We start from the raw sequence: 16,135 nt of genomic DNA, 5'->3' as shown, positions 1-16,135 counted from the left end.
GCATGTGATATTCATGGACTCGTGCACGCGTTCGATATCCTCGGCGACCCGGTGCGCCGCAGGATCCTGGAGTTGCTGGCCGGCGGCGAGATGACCTCCGGCGCGGTGTGCGAGGTCATCCGGCGGGAGTTCGGCATCTCACAGCCGGCCGTGTCCCAGCACCTGCGGGTGCTGCGCGACGCCGGGTTCGCCCGCGTCCGCCCCGAGGGCACCCGCCGGCTGTACCGGGTGAACTCCGAGGCACTGCGCGAGGTCGACAGCTGGCTGGACAACTTCCGGCGCTTCTGGACCCCGCCGCTGATGGCCCTCGGCACCGAGATCGCCCGGGGCAAAAGGGAACAGCGGCTGCGCGGCTCCGGCGCGGAACCCGACGAAGACCACGAAGAAGACCAAGGGAGTTCCCCATGATCGATACGACCGAGCAGATCAGCGCCGTGGAGCGCACGATCGGCAGCCGCGTGCTGGAGGCCGGCGAGGCGCGGGTGCTGACCGCGAGCCAGACCTACGACGCGCCCATCGAGGAGGTGTGGGACGCGCTGACCGACATCGAGCGCATCCCGCGCTGGTTCCTCCCCATCACCGGAGACCTTCGCGTCGGCGGCAGCTACCAGCTGGAGGGCAACGCGAGCGGCAAGGTCGAGCGCTGCGACGCGCCGACCGGCTTCGCGGCGACCTGGGAGTTCGGCGGCCAGGTGAGCTGGATCGAGGTCCGCCTGTCCCCCGCGCCCGGCGGCGGCACCCGCTTCGAGCTGGAGCACATCGCCCATGTGGACGAGGCCATGTGGGCCCAGTTCGGGCCCGGCGGCGTCGGCATCGGCTGGGACAGCGCGCTGCTCGGCCTCACCAGCCACTTCGCCGCCGAGGGGGAAGGGGTGGACCCGGCGCAAGCCGCGGAGTGGGTGGCCTCCGACGACGGCAAGCGCTTCATGGCGCTCAGCAGCGAGCGGTGGGCCGAGGCGAGCATCGCGGCCGGCACCGACGAGGCCGAGGCCCGCGCCGCCGCCGGCCGCGTCCTCGCCATGTACACCGGCGAGGGCCCCGGCCCCGAGATGTGACGGCCCCCGCCCGCCCGGCGTGTCCCTTGAGCCGCGCCGGGCGGGGCGCGAGCGGCGTGTCCACAGGCCAGGCGTGCCTCGCCCTGTCCGTCCACAGGGCAGGCGGGGCGCGGTGCGCCTGTCCACAGGCAGGGCGGGCAGGGCACGGGCGGGCCGTAGACTCCCTGCGTGCGCGTACTTGTGATTGGGTCCGGTGGCCGTGAGCACGCACTGTGCCGTTCGCTGGCGCTGGATCCCGAGGTGACCGAGGTCCACTGCGCCCCCGGGAACGCGGGCATCGCGGCGGTGGCGGCCGTCCACCCGGTGGTGCCCACCGATCCCGGGCAGGTCGCCGCGCTCGCCGGGCGGCTGGCCGCCGATCTGGTGGTCGTCGGCCCGGAGGCCCCGCTGGTCGCCGGGGTGGCCGACGCCGTGCGCGCGGCCGGGGTGCCGTGCTTCGGCCCGTCCGCCGACGCGGCGCTCATCGAGGGCTCCAAGGCGTTCGCCAAAGAGATCATGACCGCGGCCGGGGTGCCGACCGCCGGGGCCCGGGTGTGCACCACACCCGAGCAGGCCCGCGCGGCACTGGAGGAGTTCGGCGCGCCGTACGTCGTGAAGGACGACGGCCTGGCGGCGGGCAAGGGCGTCGTCGTCACCTCCGACCTCGGCGCGGCCCTGGCGCACGCCGCCGCCTGCGAGCGGGTCGTGATCGAGGAATACCTCGACGGCCCCGAGGTCTCCCTGTTCGCCCTGTGCGACGGCACCACGGCCGTCCCGCTCCAGGCCGCCCAGGACTTCAAGCGCGCCCTCGACGGCGACCAGGGCCCGAACACCGGTGGCATGGGGGCCTACACCCCGCTGCCCTGGGCCCCCGAGGGCCTCACCGAGCAGGTCATGGCCGAGATCGTCCTGCCCACCGTCCAGGAGCTGGCGCGGCGCGGCACGCCGTACACCGGGGTCCTCTACGCGGGCCTGGCCCTCACCGGCGGCGGCCCCAAGGTCATCGAGTTCAACGCCCGCTTCGGCGACCCGGAGGCCCAGGTGGTCCTGGACCGCCTGGAGACCCCCCTCGCCGGGCTCCTCCACGCCTGCGCCACCGGCGCCCTGTCCGCCCACCCCGCCCCGTACCACCGCGACGGCGCCGCCGTCACCGTGGTGATCGCCGCGGAGAACTACCCCGGCCCGCCCGTGACCGGCGACGTGATCGAGGGCCTGGACCACGTGACCAAGGACTCCTACGTCATCCACGCGGGCACCGCCGCGGACCCCGAGGGCCGCGTGATCTCCACCGGGGGCCGCGTCCTCAGCGTCGTGGGCACCGGCCCCACCCTCGAATCGGCCCGCGCCGCCGCCTACGACGCCGTGTCCCACGTCCGCCTGCGCGGCTCCCACCACCGCTCCGACATCGCCGCGCAAGCCGTGGCGTCGGATCGGTAGCGCCGGACCGGGCCGGTGCGATAAGCCGGGGCAGAGGCGAACCCTGGAGGACGGTTATGACGGCCGAGCGGGCAGCGGGAACGGGACCGGCGGCGGCGACCGGCCCGCTCACAGACGACGAGCGGGCCCCCGCCGAGGTCCCCGCCGAGTTCGACGTCGCCACCGGGGCCAAGGAGAGGTTCCGGTGGGCTGGGGTCTGGCGGGTCTACGTCAGCTCCCGCGGCGCGGAGGTGCGCGCGGAGGCCGATCGGGCTGTGCTGTGCCGGGGGGACGAGCCAGGGCTGGCCGGGGTGCGCGCGGCCCTCGGGCGGCACGTCGACGTCGCCCTGGACTACGCGAACGAGCGGCAGGGCTGGCGGCGGTGGCTGACCGGCCAGGTGATCGAGGGTGCGTGGTCGAACCTCTACAGCGCCACGGTGCTGCTGTACGGGCTGCTTCCCGCGGACGAGCTGGACGCGCGGGCGCCGGAGGTGATGGCGACCGGCCGGGCCTATCTGCCCGCGGACGACGCGCGGCTGCAGCGGCTGGCGGCGCGGGTGGCGGCGGGGGACATCGGCGAGCGTGACCGGTCACTGCTCCAGTCGGTGCTCCGGGCCGCCTACACCGCCGCGTCGGTGGAGAGCGGCCGGGTGCGCAGCTTCCGCAACATGCTGCTCGGCGGGGTGGCGATCCTCACGCTGATCGTGTCGGGGCTGGTCACCCTCGCCGCCGTCTGGCCCAGCTGGCTCCCGATGTGCGGCAACGGCACCCTGCTCGCCACGCTCGGGCCACGGCCGGCGATGTCGCAGGTGTGCCCGACGGGGTACGGCCAGGCGAGCCGCGGCGACGTCCCGCTGGTGGCGCTGCTCGGCATGCTGGGCGCGGCGCTCGCGACCGCGGCGAGCCTGTCCACCCGGTCGGAGCTGTCCACCCGGTACTCGCTGGCGGTCGCGCAGAACCTGCTCAAGGTCCCGGCGGGCGTCGCGACGGCCATCCTCGGCCTGCTGATCCTCAACTCCGGGTTCGTCCCCGGTTTCACCGGCCTGAGCTCGCAGACCGCGATCCTCGTGTGGGCGATGGTGTTCGGCTACGCGCAGCAGGTCGTGACGCGGTTCGTGGACCAGCGGGCCAACTCTCTGATGGCCGCCGCCTCGCCGAGCGTCCCCGCGAACGAACCGGCCCGCTGAGCGGTACGGTCTCCCCGAGCCGCCTCGCTGGACCGGTGCTGGACTGTGCGCTCAAAGTGGCCAGCGCCTCATCCGGAAAGCACTACTGTGGGCGGATAACTCGGCCGCCGTCCACTCGCTGGCGGGCCCGATGTGGCCGCGCCGTTCCCGATATCGAGGAGCCCCATCACATGGTTCGTTACCGCGTGCGCGGTGGCAACGCCCTGCGCGGAACCGCCTTCATCCAGGGAGCCAAGAACGCCGTGCTCCCGATGATCGGTGCGGCGCTGCTCGCCACCGACGGCCGCACGGTCCTGCGCAACGTTCCGATCATCGAAGACGTGCGGCGGGCCGTCGAGCTGGCCGAGGCCGTGGGTGCCAAGGTCCAGCTCCACGAGGCCGAGCGCACGCTGGTGATCGACGCCTCCCGGCTGACCAGCCCGGTGCTGCCCGCCGAGATCGCCCGGCGGTTCCGCGGCTCGGTGCTGTTCGTCCCGGCGCTGCTCCACCGGCTCGGGGAGGCGGTCATCGAGGGCATCGGCGGCTGCAACCTCGGCAGCCGCAACCTCGACTTCCACTACCTCGGCTACAAGCGGCTCGGCGCGATGGTCGACGAGGGCGAGAGCGTCATCCACGTCAAGGCCGCGGGCTTGACCGGCGCGCAGCTGTACCTCGACACCCCCTCGCACACCGGCACCGAGAACCTCATCATGGCGGCGGCCCTCGCGAAGGGCACCACCGTCATCGAGAACGCGGCGCTGGAGCCCGAGGTCCTCGACGTCATCGGCATGCTGAGCCGCATGGGCGCCAAGATCAGCGGCGGCGGCACCGGCTTCATCACGGTGGAGGGCGTCGACGAGCTCACCGCGGTGGAGCACCGCGTGATGCCCGACCGCCTGGACGCCGGCGTGTTCGCCATGGCGGCGGCCATCACCGGCGGCGAGGTCAACCTCGTCGGCACCTCGCTGGAGCACCTCGGCGTCGTCCGGTGGAAGCTGGAGCAGATGGGTGTCGAGTTCGCAAGCGACGGCGCCGTGCTCAACGTGCGCCGGCACCGGCCGCTGCGCCCCATCAACGTCATCACCGACACCTACCCCGGCTTCGCGACCGATCTGCAGTCGCCGATCATGACGGTGGGGTGCCTCGCCGACGGCGCCAGCTACATCCACGAGCGCATCTTCGACGGCCGTTTCGCGCTCGCCGGCGAGCTCAACAAAATGGGCGCCCGGATCGAGGTGGAGGGCAGCCGCGCGGTCGTCCACGGCCCCACTCCGCTGACCGGAACAGAGGTAACGGCGCACGACCTTCGGTCCGGAATCGCCCTCGTTCTGGCCGGCCTCGCCGCCGAGGGCGAGACCGTCATCTCCCCCGGTTATCTCATCGACCGGGGCCACCACGACCTCGCGGCGCGCATGAAGGCCCTGGGTGGAGATGTGGTAAGAGAGATTTCCCCTACGACGTGACTCGGCCCGTAAACCGCCTCTGACCTGTTCATATGACCGATCCGGCCATACCTTGTCGGCATGGCCGGATGGTATTCCGGCAAATCCGGGCGTGACATTAGTGCCTTGGCGAGCGATCGTTCCAAAGAGGACTAGACCGGATGGGCGACGAACCCGAGCCGGGAGCGCCGTTGTTCGCCCTTTTCGGTGGCCACGCGGCGGTCCCCGGCGAGGTGGAATCGGCCAGTTGAACGCGGAGAGGACGTCAGGCCGGGCGCGACCGGACGGGAGCACACACGACCCCCGGAACCGCACGGTGTGACAACCTCGATCAGAGGTATGGCGGGATGGGACGAACATTGGTCGAGCGGACCGAAGACAGTTCGCGAGGGTCGCGGGTGGGCACGTCGGCCCCGGACCTCACGATCGGGGTGGTGGGACCACACGACCTCGTCGAACGAGTGATGCTCATGGGTCACGCGGCGGCTCCGGTCCCGTGCCGGTTGGTCGCCGCCGCGTATCGTGACGAGCAGGAGGCGGCGGACAAGGTCGTCCGCCTGGGCCCGGGGGTGGACGCCTGCCTGTTCGCGAGCCCGGTGCCCTACGAGCTGGCCCGGCGCTCAGGAGTACTCACGATCCCGGCGACGTACGTCCAACTCGGCGGGCCCGCGCTGACGGCGGCGCTGGCACGTGCGGCACTGGACGAACGCATCGATCCACGCCGGGTGAGCATCGACGTGCTCACCAGGGCCGAGGTGGAGGAGGCGTACGCCGACCTCGGCCTGCCGGCCACCGGCGTGCAGACACGAGAGGAGTCGGGTGCCACCGGCACGGTCGCCGGTTACCACGAGAGACTGATCCGGCAGGGGGCGACGACCGGTGCCCTGACATGCCTGCCCGCGGTGGCCGACCGGCTGACCGCGGCGGGGGTGCCGACCGTCCGCATCAGGCCGACGTCGGCCGCCGTGCGGACGGCGCTGCACACGGCGGCGTTGCTCGGCGCGCATCACAGGTTGGAGGAGTCGCAGCTCACGGTGGTGCTGATCGAGGTGCCGACGTTACGTGAGCCCGTACGGCGGGCGGCTCCGAGGTATTGGCGTGACGAGCTCAGGTTGTCCCTGCACCGCCTGCTGGTTCAGGAAGCCAATCGGATGAACGCCGCCGTATGGGCGATCGATGATCACAGCTATCTGGTGACGGCGACGCGGGGCTCCATGGCCGCGGCGACCGACGGTTTCCGGGTGCTGCCGTTCGCGGCGCGCATCCGCGACGACCTGGGTCTGGCGGTCGAGGTGGGGGTCGGCATGGGCCGCACCACCCACGACGCCGAGACGCACGCACGTGCCGCGCTCGCGCGGACACAGGCGGGCAAGCAGCCTCAGGGCTTCGCCGTGGACCGGGAGGGCCGCACGCTGGTGCCGGCGCCCCGGATGCCACCGCAGGCCCCGGGACAGGGCAGGCCGAAGGGCGTCGAGGTGCTCGCCCGGCTGGCCGCGAAGCTGGAAGGTGGGGACACGATCGTGGACGCGGAAAGCGCCGGGCGCATGCTCGGGGTGACTCCGCGCACGGCTCGACGGCTGCTGCGTACGCTGGTTGACGAGGGACTCGCGTGGCCGCTTCCGCCGAATCGAACACCACAACCGGGTCGCCCACGGCAGCTTTACCGCCTGATCGTGGAGAAGCTCGGCCCGCGTTGACACCGGGACCGGGCCGGCCGCCTCCTGCGGTCGTGCCCGGTCTCCGCGGAGCCCGGCCCGTCCACAGCCTGTGGATAACCGGCGGCCTGTGGGGGGCCGCCCAAGGGCCGGTTAAGATGCAGAAATGTGATATTTGGCCACCCCTACCCGGCTGGTTATCCACACGATGTGGACAAATCTGTGCTACACGCAGGACCTTCGCCTTAACGGCCGATGTCCGCTTCCACGGGCTGGGATCGGTGTGTCTCAAGGGATGAAACCCGGCGAGTGGGTCAGGCACGTCCAGATAGCGTCATGAGCTATGGGGAAGAACACTCATGACATCAAGGTCTGGACGGCGCTGATCGCCGTGTACGTGGTGTGGGGATCCACGTACCTCGCGATCATGATCGCGATCGAGAGCATCCCACCGCTCATCAGCGGAGGCATGCGGTTCACCGCCGCCGCCGTCGTGCTCGGCGCCGTGCTCGCCGCGGTGCGGGGCCGCCGGTCCTTCCGGATGACCCGCAAGGAGTTCCTCAGCGCCGGTCTGGTCGGAGTGCTGCTCCTCACCGCGGGCAACGGCATGGTCGCCATGGCCGAGCAGCACATCAGCTCCGGCCTCGCCGCGCTGCTGGTCGCCTCGGTGCCGCTGTGGCTGGTCGTGTTCCGGATCATCGCCCGCGACCGTCCCCGCGTGCTCACCCTGACCGGTGTCCTCATCGGCTTCTGCGGCGTCGCGGGCCTTTCCCTGGACGGCGGCGGCACCGCCGGCACCACCGGCATCGTCATCGTCCTGGCCGCCTCGTTGTCCTGGTCCGTCGGCTCGTTCCTCGCCGGCCGCCTCCCCATGCCGAAGGACCCCTTCGCCGCCAGCACCGTCGAGATGGCGGTGGGCGGCCTGGGCCTCCTGCTCACCGGCACCGTGATCGGCGAACGCCTCCACCCCGCCGACGTGACCACCGCGTCCTGGCTGGCGGTCGTCTACCTGATCCTCATGGGCTCCCTGGTCGGCTTCACGAGCTACACCTGGCTCCTCGGCAACGCACCCATCTCCCTGGTGTCCACCTACGCCTACGTCAACCCCGTGGTAGCCGTCCTGCTGGGCCTGGCGATCCTCCAGGAGCCCATCACTCCCCAGATGCTCGCCGGCGGCCTGGTGATCGTCCTGGGCGTGGCCCTGGTCGTCTCGACCGAACGCCGCCACCGCCCACCCGCCTCGGCCGCCACCCCCAAGGTGGAACTCACCCGCTCCTGACGCGACGGACGGCCGGTCCCGGCGCGACGGATGGGCCGACCGCACATGGAACCCACCCGTACAGGCGACCTGGGACCCGGCCGCCCCTGACGCGACCGACGGCACCCGGGACGTCAGCCGGCCCCGAACGCCTCCGCGGCGGCCAGCAGCACGTCGTTGGCCTCCGGCGACCCGATGGAGACCCGGGCCCCCTCCCCCGCGAACGGCCGCACCGCGACCCCGTCCGCGGCGCACCGCTCGGCGAACGCCATGGTGCGCTCCCCGAGCCGCAGCCACACGAAGTTCGCCTCGGTCGGCGGCACCGCCCACCCCTGCCCGAGCAGCCCGTCCCGCACCCGGGCACGCTCCTTGACCACGGCCTCCACCCGCTCCAAAAGCTGATCCTCAGCCGCGAGCGAGGCGACCGCCGCCGCCTGAGCCAGCGCGTTCACCGCGAACGGCACCATGGTCTTCCGCACCGCCGCCGCCACCGGCTCATGCCCGATCAGATAGCCGACCCGCAACCCCGCCAGCCCGTACGCCTTGGAGAAGGTCCGCAGCACCGCCACATTGGGCCGATCCGCGTACACCCGCACCCCGTCCGGCACATCCGCGTCCCGCACGTACTCGTGATAGGCCTCGTCCAGCACGACGAGGACGTCCTCAGGCACCCGATCGAGGAACGCCGTGAGCTCGTCCGCCCGGCTGACCGTCCCCGTCGGATTGTTCGGACTGCACACGAAGATCAGCCGAGTCCGCGAAGTGACCGCCGCCGCCATCGCCTCAAGGTCATGAGCCTCGTCCACCAACGGCACCCGAACCGAAGTCACCCCCGCCAGATCCGCCAGCAAGGGATAAGCCTCAAACGACCGCCAAGCATAAATGACCTCCGCCCCCGGCTCCCCCACGGTCTCCAGCAGTTGCTGCGCCACCGTAACCGACCCCGCCCCGAGGGCCACATGCTCAACCGGCACCCCATACCGCCCAGCCAGCGCCTCGGTCAGCCCCACACAAGCCGGATCCGGATACCGATGCATCTCCCGAGCCGCGACCGCCACAGCCTCCACCACAGAAGGCAGAGGATCATAAGGCGACTCATTGGACGACAACTTGAACGACCGACCATCAGAACCCACCACAGCCTTCCCCGGCCGGTACGCGGGCAGCTCCTCAAGAACCAATCGAAAACGCGGCATGCCCACACCCTATGCCGCCCCCACCCCTCCCCGCCGCTCCCAATCAACCGACCCCCCGGCCACACCTCAGCCAGGATCGCCCAGCCCGCGCCCCTTGACGCCCTCAACGAAGAGGCCCCACTCTGACGAGCTGACGGCCACCACGGGACCATACGGTTTCCTGGAGTCCCGAACCAGGAAGAGACGTCTGGCACTACTCCGATGCCAGACCCCGACCTCGACACATTGGCCACCGTTGGCGTTACTCCAGCTGGACTTACGCCAGCTCACCCGAGACAGGTCCATCATGGCTCCATCGCCCCATCTGCTCATACTTCACGCACCACCTGGGTGATCAAGTCGCGCGTCTGATCGGGTCCGAGCCCTCGGGCTCGCAGGTGATTGAAGAGAAGGTTGTAAGCCTCAACCTCCGATGGGCGCTCCAAATATACGCTTCCTTGCCAATACTCGACATACACCGTGTCAGGGTCTGCGGGCTTGGGAAAGCTCAAGATCGTGAACCCTCCGTCCATGGCGGGATGGACCCCGGCCGCGAAGGGCAGAACCTGGATCGTCACGTGATTTCTCCAGGACAGATCGATCATTCGTAGAAGTTGATCACGCATCGTCCCGGAGCCTCCGACAGGACGCCGAATCACCGCCTCGTTCAGAATGAGCCACATCTTCGGCGGATCGACCCGATCCAGCACACGTTCCTGACGCTGCATCCGTATCGCGAGCCGCCGCTCAAGCTCTTCCTCGGACGGCAGTACCGGGGCCGACCTCATGACTGCCATGGCGTATCCCTCGGTCTGAAGTAGCCCAGGGACGAACTCAGACTGGTACTCCTGAAAGGTCGCGGCCTCCTCTTCAAGGCCCACATAGCTGTGCACCCATTCGGGGATGGCCTCGGACAGCGTGTACCACCAACCACGTTTACGAGCATCACGCGCGAGCTGTATCAACGCCTCCCGCCGCTCGCCGGTCACCTCATAGAGATCGAGCATCACGGAGACAAGAGCAACCGTCGCAGAGCTGGTCGCGGACTCGATCCGAGTGATCGTGACAGGCGCGCACCCCGCGTGGTCCGCCACCTGATCCCTGGTCAACCCAGAGGCTTTGCGGAGTCGTTGCAGTTCCGCGGCGAGCCTGCGTCTACGCACCGATGGACTTCGCCGTGTGCTCACTTCACTCCCCTCGGTGACGAGTCTGCCAGTATGCCGAAGTGATCTTTAGGCTTCAAGATGCACTTTGTTCATTTCGATTCTTGTTGCCGAAGGCTCGGAGGTCATGCAAACTGAGCACTCAAAGTAACGCTACGGTCATACACAGTCACAGACACGTACGATCGTGGCCGGGTCGAGAAGGAGACCCTGTGAAGGCTTTTGGTCTGCTGGGCCAGCTCGATGTCCCCGCCCATGTCGCAGCCGTGCCGCGTGCGCGGCGGTGTGTGCGGGAACTGCTGGATGGGATCGACCATCCGCAGGTGGACGATGCGCTGTTGCTCGTCACCGAACTCGTCACCAACTCCGTGCGGTACTCCGATTCGGGACGGTGCCCGGCCGGGCGGGTGCGGATCGCGGTGGCAGAGCATGACGGGACGCTGCACGTCGACGTGATCGACGCGGGCTCATGGGGAAATCAACCTACGGTCTGTCCGGAAATATGCCTGGACAGCGGCGGTGGACGCGGGCTCTGGCTGCTTCAGGAGATGGCGACGGCCTGGGGCTGGTACGAGACGGCGGCCGGGCGCGTGGTCTGGTTCCAGCTCACCGGCAAGTGACGCACATCCACACTCGCGTGCGGCCGACGAACGCCAGCCGGTTCAAGGTGACTGCTGGACCAGCGTCCGCGCCGCGGTGGCACGGCAGGGATCACCGAAATCCGCTTTCAGGTGGCGGTGGGGCGGCTCTACTGTGGCGCGGTGACGGCTCAGATGATTGTTCTCAATGGTGGCTCCAGCTCGGGGAAGTCGGGGATCGCTCGGTGCTTGCAGGCGGTTCTGCCGGAGCCGTGGCTGGTCTTGGGGGTAGACACGCTGGTCGAGGCGATGCCGGCGTCGATGCGGACGGCGGGGGCGGGGATCGAGTTCGCACCGGATGGTGCGGTGGTTGTGGGGAAGCAGTTCATGGTGTTGCAGGCGGCGTGGATCGAGGGGGTTGTCGCGATGGCGCGGGCGGGGGCGCGGGTCATCGTCGATGAGGTCTTCCTTGGTGGGGCGGGGTCTCAGGAGCGGTGGCTGAGGGCTCTTGGTGGAGTGCGCGTGCTCTGGGTCGGCGTCAGGTGCGACAGTGCGATCGCTGCGGGGCGGGAGGTCGCGCGAGGGGATCGGGTGACCGGGATGGCCGTGTCACAGGCGGAGGTGGTTCACCTGGGGGTGCACTATGACGTGGAGGTGGACACGACGCATGTCGAGGCCATGGAGTGCGCGCGGGCCATTGCCGCTCATGTGAAATGAAGCGGTACTCGGTTACGGCGAAGCGCTAACCAGCCAGGCGGAGCATCGGGGGGTGGAGGAGTTCGGCGGGGCCGCGGCGGTAGAGCATGGCGGGGCGGCCGCCGTCGCGGGTGGTGGTGTGGCCGGTGGGGACGAGGAAGCCGTCGGCCTTGGTCACCTTACGGTGGAAGTTTCTGGGGTCCAGGGGGCGGCCCCAGACGATCTCGTAGACCCTTCGCAGGTCGGCGACGGTGAACTCGGCGGGGCAGAAGGCGGCGCCGAGGGAGGTGTACTCCAGTTTGGCGCCGGCGCGCTCTATGCCGTCCAGCATGATGCGGCGGTGGTCGAAGGCCATCGCGGTCAGGGAGGAGACCGGCTGCCAGCTCATGTGGGCCTCGGTCGAGGCGGGGAGGTCGGGGGCCAGGCCCAGGTAGGCGACGCTCAGGACCCGCTGCCGGGGGTCGCGGTCGGGGTAGCCGTACGTGCGCAGCTGCTCCAGGTGGACCGGGGCCCCAGGGAGGCCCGCACGTTCGGCGAGTACTCGTCCCGCCGCCGCCGGGAGGTCCTCCTCCAACTGGATGAAGCCCCCGGACAGCGCCCAGCGCTCCTCGTAGGGAGGGCGGTCGCGCCGCCAGACCAGCGCGCAGAGCTGCTGGCAGCGCACCGTGAGGACGACGAGATCCACGCTGACGGGAATGCGCGGGACCATGGCAGGCACGTTACACCGCCTGACCATCCACCATGTGAACACCGCTACCGAGTCCCGGGCCGAGCCCTGTCCGGCACGGTGTCCGCGAGCATCCTCCGGGTGGCCCATCCCAGGCGACGAGGAGGAGACGCACGATGACCGCGAAGCGCTATCCGGCCGAGTGCCGGCTCACGCCAGGCGCTGAGGTCCGGCCCTCACCGATCGAAGGGCTGGGACTCTTCACCACTCAGAAGATCGACCCTTCAGACCGCCTACGGGAAGCACTGGGTGGCACCGCTACTCCGCCGCATCGCCTCCCAGTGACACGACACTCAACGGCTCGGCTGGAGTGGGCCGATCCGGGACGACACGAACGGGGGTGTGTGTCCCGCGAGGCGACAGCATGATCGCCTGCGCGATGGCGTGTTGCGGGCTGTCTGAGACTCGCCTTAGTAAGAATGCGCCGAAGCCACCCTTTCCCCCTCGCCCCTGGAGGCTCCTGCACGTATGCACGGCGGAACGTCTGGGTCTCTGTCGCGGGTCGGTGGGAGGGAGTGCGGCGAGGGTCGCCCAAAATAAGACAGCGCCGAAGGCGCCGTTTCCACAGCGCCGCTCGAACTGATCCAGGGCGGCGGGTGAGCGGTCAGGTTTCGCGGTGGAGGTAGACGGAGGCGTTGCTCTTGCGGCCGTCGGGGTGGTCACTTCGATTCCCCGGCGCCCCGGGAGACTCCCGCACGTGTACGAAGCGGGAACGGTCTGGTTCCCCGGCGCGGGTCGGTGGGGAGGAGGTGCGGCGAGGGTCGCCCTGAATAAGACAGCGCCGAAGGCACCGTTTCCACGGCGCCGGGAGGACTGCTCGGGGCGCCGTGGGTGGGTGGGTCAGGTTTCGCGGTGGAGGTAGACGGGGGCGTTGCTTTTGCGGCCGTCGGGGGTGGTTACTTCGATTTTGAGCCAGGCCTTCTGGGGGACGGTGGACCAGTCGACGGGGACCCAGATGCGCTGGACGGCGGGGGGGAGGCCGGGGATGGGGGTGCGGTCGGTCCAGCCTATGGTGGCGGAGTCGGCGGTTCGAGGGGTGTCGCCGCCGAACCAGCTCATGGTGACGGTGCCGCCGGCCAGGTTGTAGCCGCGGACCTCCACGCCTTGCTGGATGCCTCGGGAGACCGACAGGGCCTGGATGGGGATGGGGCGGTCCCAGTCGGCGGCGACCTCTTCGGCGAGGGTGGGGGAGCCGCAGTTGAAGTAGCTGCTCCACTTGTAAGAGATGATCTTGGAGACGTAGGGGCCGACGAAGCCGACCGCCTCGTCCAGGCGCTTCTTGTCGGTGGCGCCCCGCTTGCCGCCGGCCTCGCACGCGCCGTCGCCCTCGGGCTCGAACGCCTCGACATTGGCCCACAGCTGCAGGTCCTCGCCCTCGGCGCGCAGCTCGGCCAGCGCCTCGGACATGGCGCGGTAGTAGTCCCGGGTGGCGCCGTAGTACGCCTCGCGGTACGTCCTGTCGCCCACCACGGGCTTCAGGCGCTCGTCCACGGGTTGGCTGCGCAGGTTGGGCCAGAACAGGCCGACCTTCCCGGTGCCGCGGCTGTCCTGCGGCGCGACGATGCCGACGCCGGTGCGGGCCAGCGCCATGAAGCCCCGCTTGACCTGTTCGGGCGTGGAGGTGAACTGCTTCTCCTTGCGCGCGTCCAGGTAGGGGCTGACCATGATGGGCTTGCCGGGCAGTTCCTGCTGGACGATGTCGTGCTGCTCCGCGTACACCCGCAGGGTCGCCACCTCGGCGGGGTCGGGCCAGTCGCGCAGCTGGAGTTCGAACGGCTGGTACACCCCGCCGAGCGAGGCGCGGTCGTTGAACCGGTCGCCGTAGTCCTGGAGCACCCGCCGGGTCAGCGTGGTCAGCGTCCCGATGTGCCGGGGGTCGGCCTTGGTGGGCTCGACCCGGTCGCGGGGGGCCACGGGCAGGGCGGGGAAGACCTTCATGGCGAAGCGGTCGGCGAGGCCGAGGATCTCGGTGAGGCTGTCCTGCCGGGCGCCGTCCACCAGGATCAGGTGGTAGCCCTTGCCCTTGGAGCTGAAGTCGCAGGTCGGGTCGTCGGTGCCGTCGTCGGGGGCGAGGATGCGGTAGAAGACCTCGTCGCCGACGGTGATGGTGTGCTCCATCTGCGGGCACCGGAACAGGCCGGCGCCGAACGCCTCGTCGGTGCGGTAGACGTACGTCCAGGTGATGCGGTTGCCGGGGTTGGCGGCCTTGAGCGCGGACTCGGCGGCCTGCACGCAGGTCATGCCGAGTTCCTCGCACTTCTCGTACCGCCGGTCGGGTTCCTCGCCCGCCATGTCGAGCACCCGGCCCTCGTCGTCCACCGGACGGGCCTGTAACCCGAAGCCGAGACGCACGACGGTGTCGCCGCCGACGCGGTGGATGGCCTGCAGCTGGCTGCGCCACGTGCAGTGGTCGGTGGTCGGCACCAGCCAGTAGCCGGTGACGGCGTACGGTGTCGGCGTCGTGGTGTCGAAGGTGCCGCAGGGGTCGCTGAACACCGGGGTGGACGGCGTGGGGCCGGTGGGGGTGGCCTTGCCGGTCGCCTTGGGGCTGGAGGACGTCACGGCCCCCGACGGCGAACCGGGGGAGTCGGGAAGGACGATCACGATCGCCGCGACGGCGGCCAGCAGAGCCGCTCCGAACAACAGAGTGAGCCCGCGCACCTTCAGGAGACTACCGTCCTTAGGTTGTGGTCCGGATAAAGCACGATCGGGAGGCTCGGCGGGCGAAGGTCAGCTCCGCTCTCCCGCCCATGCCTCTAACTGGGCCACGAACCTGCGCGCGGAGTTCGGCCAGTGGTGGTTGGCGCGGGCCGCCGCGTACCCGCGGGCACCGGCGGCGCGCCGTTCGCGCGGGTCGTTGCGCAGCCGCAGTACGGCCCGCACGACGGCCTGCGGGTCCTGCCAGGGCACCACGACCCCGCTCTGGTAACGCTCCACCAGCTCGACGGCCCGCGGCGACGGTGTGGTGATCACCGGGATGCCGTGCGCCATGTACTCCACGATCTTGGTGGGCATGGAGTGCCGGTAGTTGGGCTCGTCGTGCAGCAGTGACAGCCCGGCGAGGGCTCCGTCCAGCCGCTTGAGCGCCTCGTCGTTCGGCATGAAGTCCCGCCACTCCAGCACGCCCTCGGCGACCGCCTGGTTGAGCATGGGCCTGCTCTGCGGGTCGGCGTAGCCGATCAGCTCGACGGCGACGCGGTGCGGCTGCAGCAGCCTGCTCACCTCGACGGCCTCGCGCACCCCCCGCGCCTCCGACAGCCATCCGAGGTAGACCACGCGGTCGTCGGACGGCTCGCTGACGTGGTCGGGCACCCAGGTCTCGTTCGGCACCACCAGGTGCGCCTGGCGGAACCGCCCGGCGTACGCGGTCTCGGCGAGCAGCAGGTGCAGGTGGCGCTCGGCGGTCCCCTCCAGCATGCGCGCGAGGAAGCGCGTCGGCGGGCGCAGGAACGACGGCAGCCACGGCTTGAGGGACAGCGTGGCGGGGGTGTCCTCGTGCACGTCCCAGACCACCGGGGGACGTCGCCGCACCCCGGCCACCGCGAGCAGCAGCTCGGGGTCGTGCACGATGGCGAGGTCGACCTGATGACGCAGGCTCTTGAACAGCCGGCGCGCCGCCCTGATCGCGGTCAGCCGCTTGCGCTCGGCGGCCCGGGGCAGGTCCACCCCGGTGACCCACGGCCGGGGCACGACGCCGCGCGCGGTGAAGGGCGCCGCGTATGTGACGGCATGACCGGCGTCCACGAGCGCGCGGATCTGCCGGTGCAGGATCCGGGCGTCCTCAGGGTGGTGGACCACCGTCATGACGAGCACGTGCACGCAGCG

15 protein-coding genes are annotated in these 16,135 nt (G+C 70.3%); 9 read left to right on the top strand and 6 right to left on the bottom strand.

Features of this window, described 5'->3' with window-relative positions:
* Positions 1-21: 21 nt before the first annotated feature.
* The 7 genes from ACFP1K_RS04270 to ACFP1K_RS04240 all read left to right on the top strand — a co-directional run bounded on the left by ACFP1K_RS04270 (position 22) and on the right by ACFP1K_RS04240 (position 7,992).
* Entirely contained in the window at positions 22-408 is a 387-nt protein-coding gene (locus ACFP1K_RS04270) for an ArsR/SmtB family transcription factor (protein ID WP_380747134.1), read from the top strand.
* Positions 405-1,055, top strand: coding sequence for an SRPBCC family protein (locus tag ACFP1K_RS04265; protein ID WP_380747133.1), 651 nt, complete (start codon positions 405-407; stop codon positions 1,053-1,055). Before ACFP1K_RS04270 ends, ACFP1K_RS04265 begins: the two co-directional genes overlap by 4 nt.
* 168 nt (positions 1,056-1,223) lie before the next feature.
* Entirely contained in the window at positions 1,224-2,471 is a 1,248-nt protein-coding gene (purD, locus tag ACFP1K_RS04260; protein ID WP_380747132.1) for a phosphoribosylamine--glycine ligase, read from the top strand.
* A gap of 56 nt (positions 2,472-2,527) precedes the next feature.
* Positions 2,528-3,637 carry a hypothetical protein gene (locus tag ACFP1K_RS04255; RefSeq protein ID WP_380747131.1) on the top strand — a complete coding sequence of 370 codons (1,110 nt, stop codon included), beginning with the start codon at positions 2,528-2,530 and terminating at the stop codon, positions 3,635-3,637.
* A gap of 170 nt (positions 3,638-3,807) precedes the next feature.
* Positions 3,808-5,079 carry a UDP-N-acetylglucosamine 1-carboxyvinyltransferase gene (gene murA / locus ACFP1K_RS04250; protein WP_380747130.1) on the top strand — a complete coding sequence of 424 codons (1,272 nt, stop codon included), beginning with the start codon at positions 3,808-3,810 and terminating at the stop codon, positions 5,077-5,079.
* A gap of 443 nt (positions 5,080-5,522) precedes the next feature.
* The gene (locus ACFP1K_RS04245) at positions 5,523-6,755 is read left to right on the top strand and encodes a transcriptional regulator (protein WP_380747305.1); all 1,233 of its coding nucleotides are present in this window, start codon (positions 5,523-5,525) and stop codon (positions 6,753-6,755) included.
* A 301-nt stretch (positions 6,756-7,056) separates the two neighbouring features.
* Positions 7,057-7,992: an EamA family transporter gene (locus ACFP1K_RS04240; protein ID WP_380747129.1), complete on the top strand. Its 936-nt coding sequence runs from the start codon at positions 7,057-7,059 to the stop codon at positions 7,990-7,992.
* A 113-nt stretch (positions 7,993-8,105) separates the two neighbouring features.
* Here the strand turns inward: ACFP1K_RS04240 and hisC are convergent, their stop codons facing one another.
* The 3 genes from hisC to ACFP1K_RS04225 form a co-directional block, all read right to left on the bottom strand.
* Positions 8,106-9,167, bottom strand: a complete 1,062-nt coding sequence (hisC, locus tag ACFP1K_RS04235; protein WP_380747303.1) for a histidinol-phosphate transaminase — start codon at positions 9,165-9,167, stop codon at positions 8,106-8,108.
* Between the two features lie 66 nt (positions 9,168-9,233).
* Positions 9,234-9,452: a DUF397 domain-containing protein gene (locus tag ACFP1K_RS04230; protein ID WP_380747301.1), complete on the bottom strand. Its 219-nt coding sequence runs from the start codon at positions 9,450-9,452 to the stop codon at positions 9,234-9,236.
* A 23-nt stretch (positions 9,453-9,475) separates the two neighbouring features.
* Positions 9,476-10,309 carry a helix-turn-helix domain-containing protein gene (locus ACFP1K_RS04225; RefSeq protein WP_380747299.1) on the bottom strand — a complete coding sequence of 278 codons (834 nt, stop codon included), beginning with the start codon at positions 10,307-10,309 and terminating at the stop codon, positions 9,476-9,478.
* A gap of 212 nt (positions 10,310-10,521) precedes the next feature.
* Between ACFP1K_RS04225 and ACFP1K_RS04220 the strand changes: the two genes are divergently transcribed.
* Together ACFP1K_RS04220 and cpt are read left to right on the top strand one after the other, a co-directional pair.
* Complete coding sequence (locus tag ACFP1K_RS04220; RefSeq protein ID WP_380747128.1) at positions 10,522-10,929, top strand: ATP-binding protein; 408 nt, start codon at positions 10,522-10,524, stop codon at positions 10,927-10,929.
* A gap of 141 nt (positions 10,930-11,070) precedes the next feature.
* Complete coding sequence (gene cpt / locus ACFP1K_RS04215) at positions 11,071-11,604, top strand: chloramphenicol phosphotransferase CPT (protein WP_380747127.1); 534 nt, start codon at positions 11,071-11,073, stop codon at positions 11,602-11,604.
* Positions 11,605-11,629: 25 nt separating this feature from the next.
* Here the strand turns inward: cpt and ACFP1K_RS04210 are convergent, their stop codons facing one another.
* The 3 genes from ACFP1K_RS04210 to ACFP1K_RS04200 form a co-directional block, all read right to left on the bottom strand.
* On the bottom strand, positions 11,630-12,292 hold the full coding sequence (locus ACFP1K_RS04210; protein ID WP_380747126.1) for an NUDIX hydrolase: 663 nt from the start codon (positions 12,290-12,292) through the stop codon (positions 11,630-11,632).
* Positions 12,293-13,150: 858 nt separating this feature from the next.
* Positions 13,151-14,971: a DUF4434 domain-containing protein gene (locus ACFP1K_RS04205; RefSeq protein WP_380747125.1), complete on the bottom strand. Its 1,821-nt coding sequence runs from the start codon at positions 14,969-14,971 to the stop codon at positions 13,151-13,153.
* 69 nt (positions 14,972-15,040) lie between these two features.
* The gene (locus ACFP1K_RS04200) at positions 15,041-16,129 is read right to left on the bottom strand and encodes a glycosyltransferase (RefSeq protein ID WP_380747124.1); all 1,089 of its coding nucleotides are present in this window, start codon (positions 16,127-16,129) and stop codon (positions 15,041-15,043) included.
* Positions 16,130-16,135 lie beyond the last annotated feature (6 nt).

It is taken from the genome of Sphaerisporangium aureirubrum (genome assembly GCF_042658925.1).
GTDB classification, from domain to species: Bacteria; Actinomycetota; Actinomycetes; order Streptosporangiales; family Streptosporangiaceae; genus Sphaerisporangium; species Sphaerisporangium aureirubrum.
Note: the sequence above shows the minus strand (reverse complement) of the source record. Positions and strands in the feature narration are given on the sequence as shown.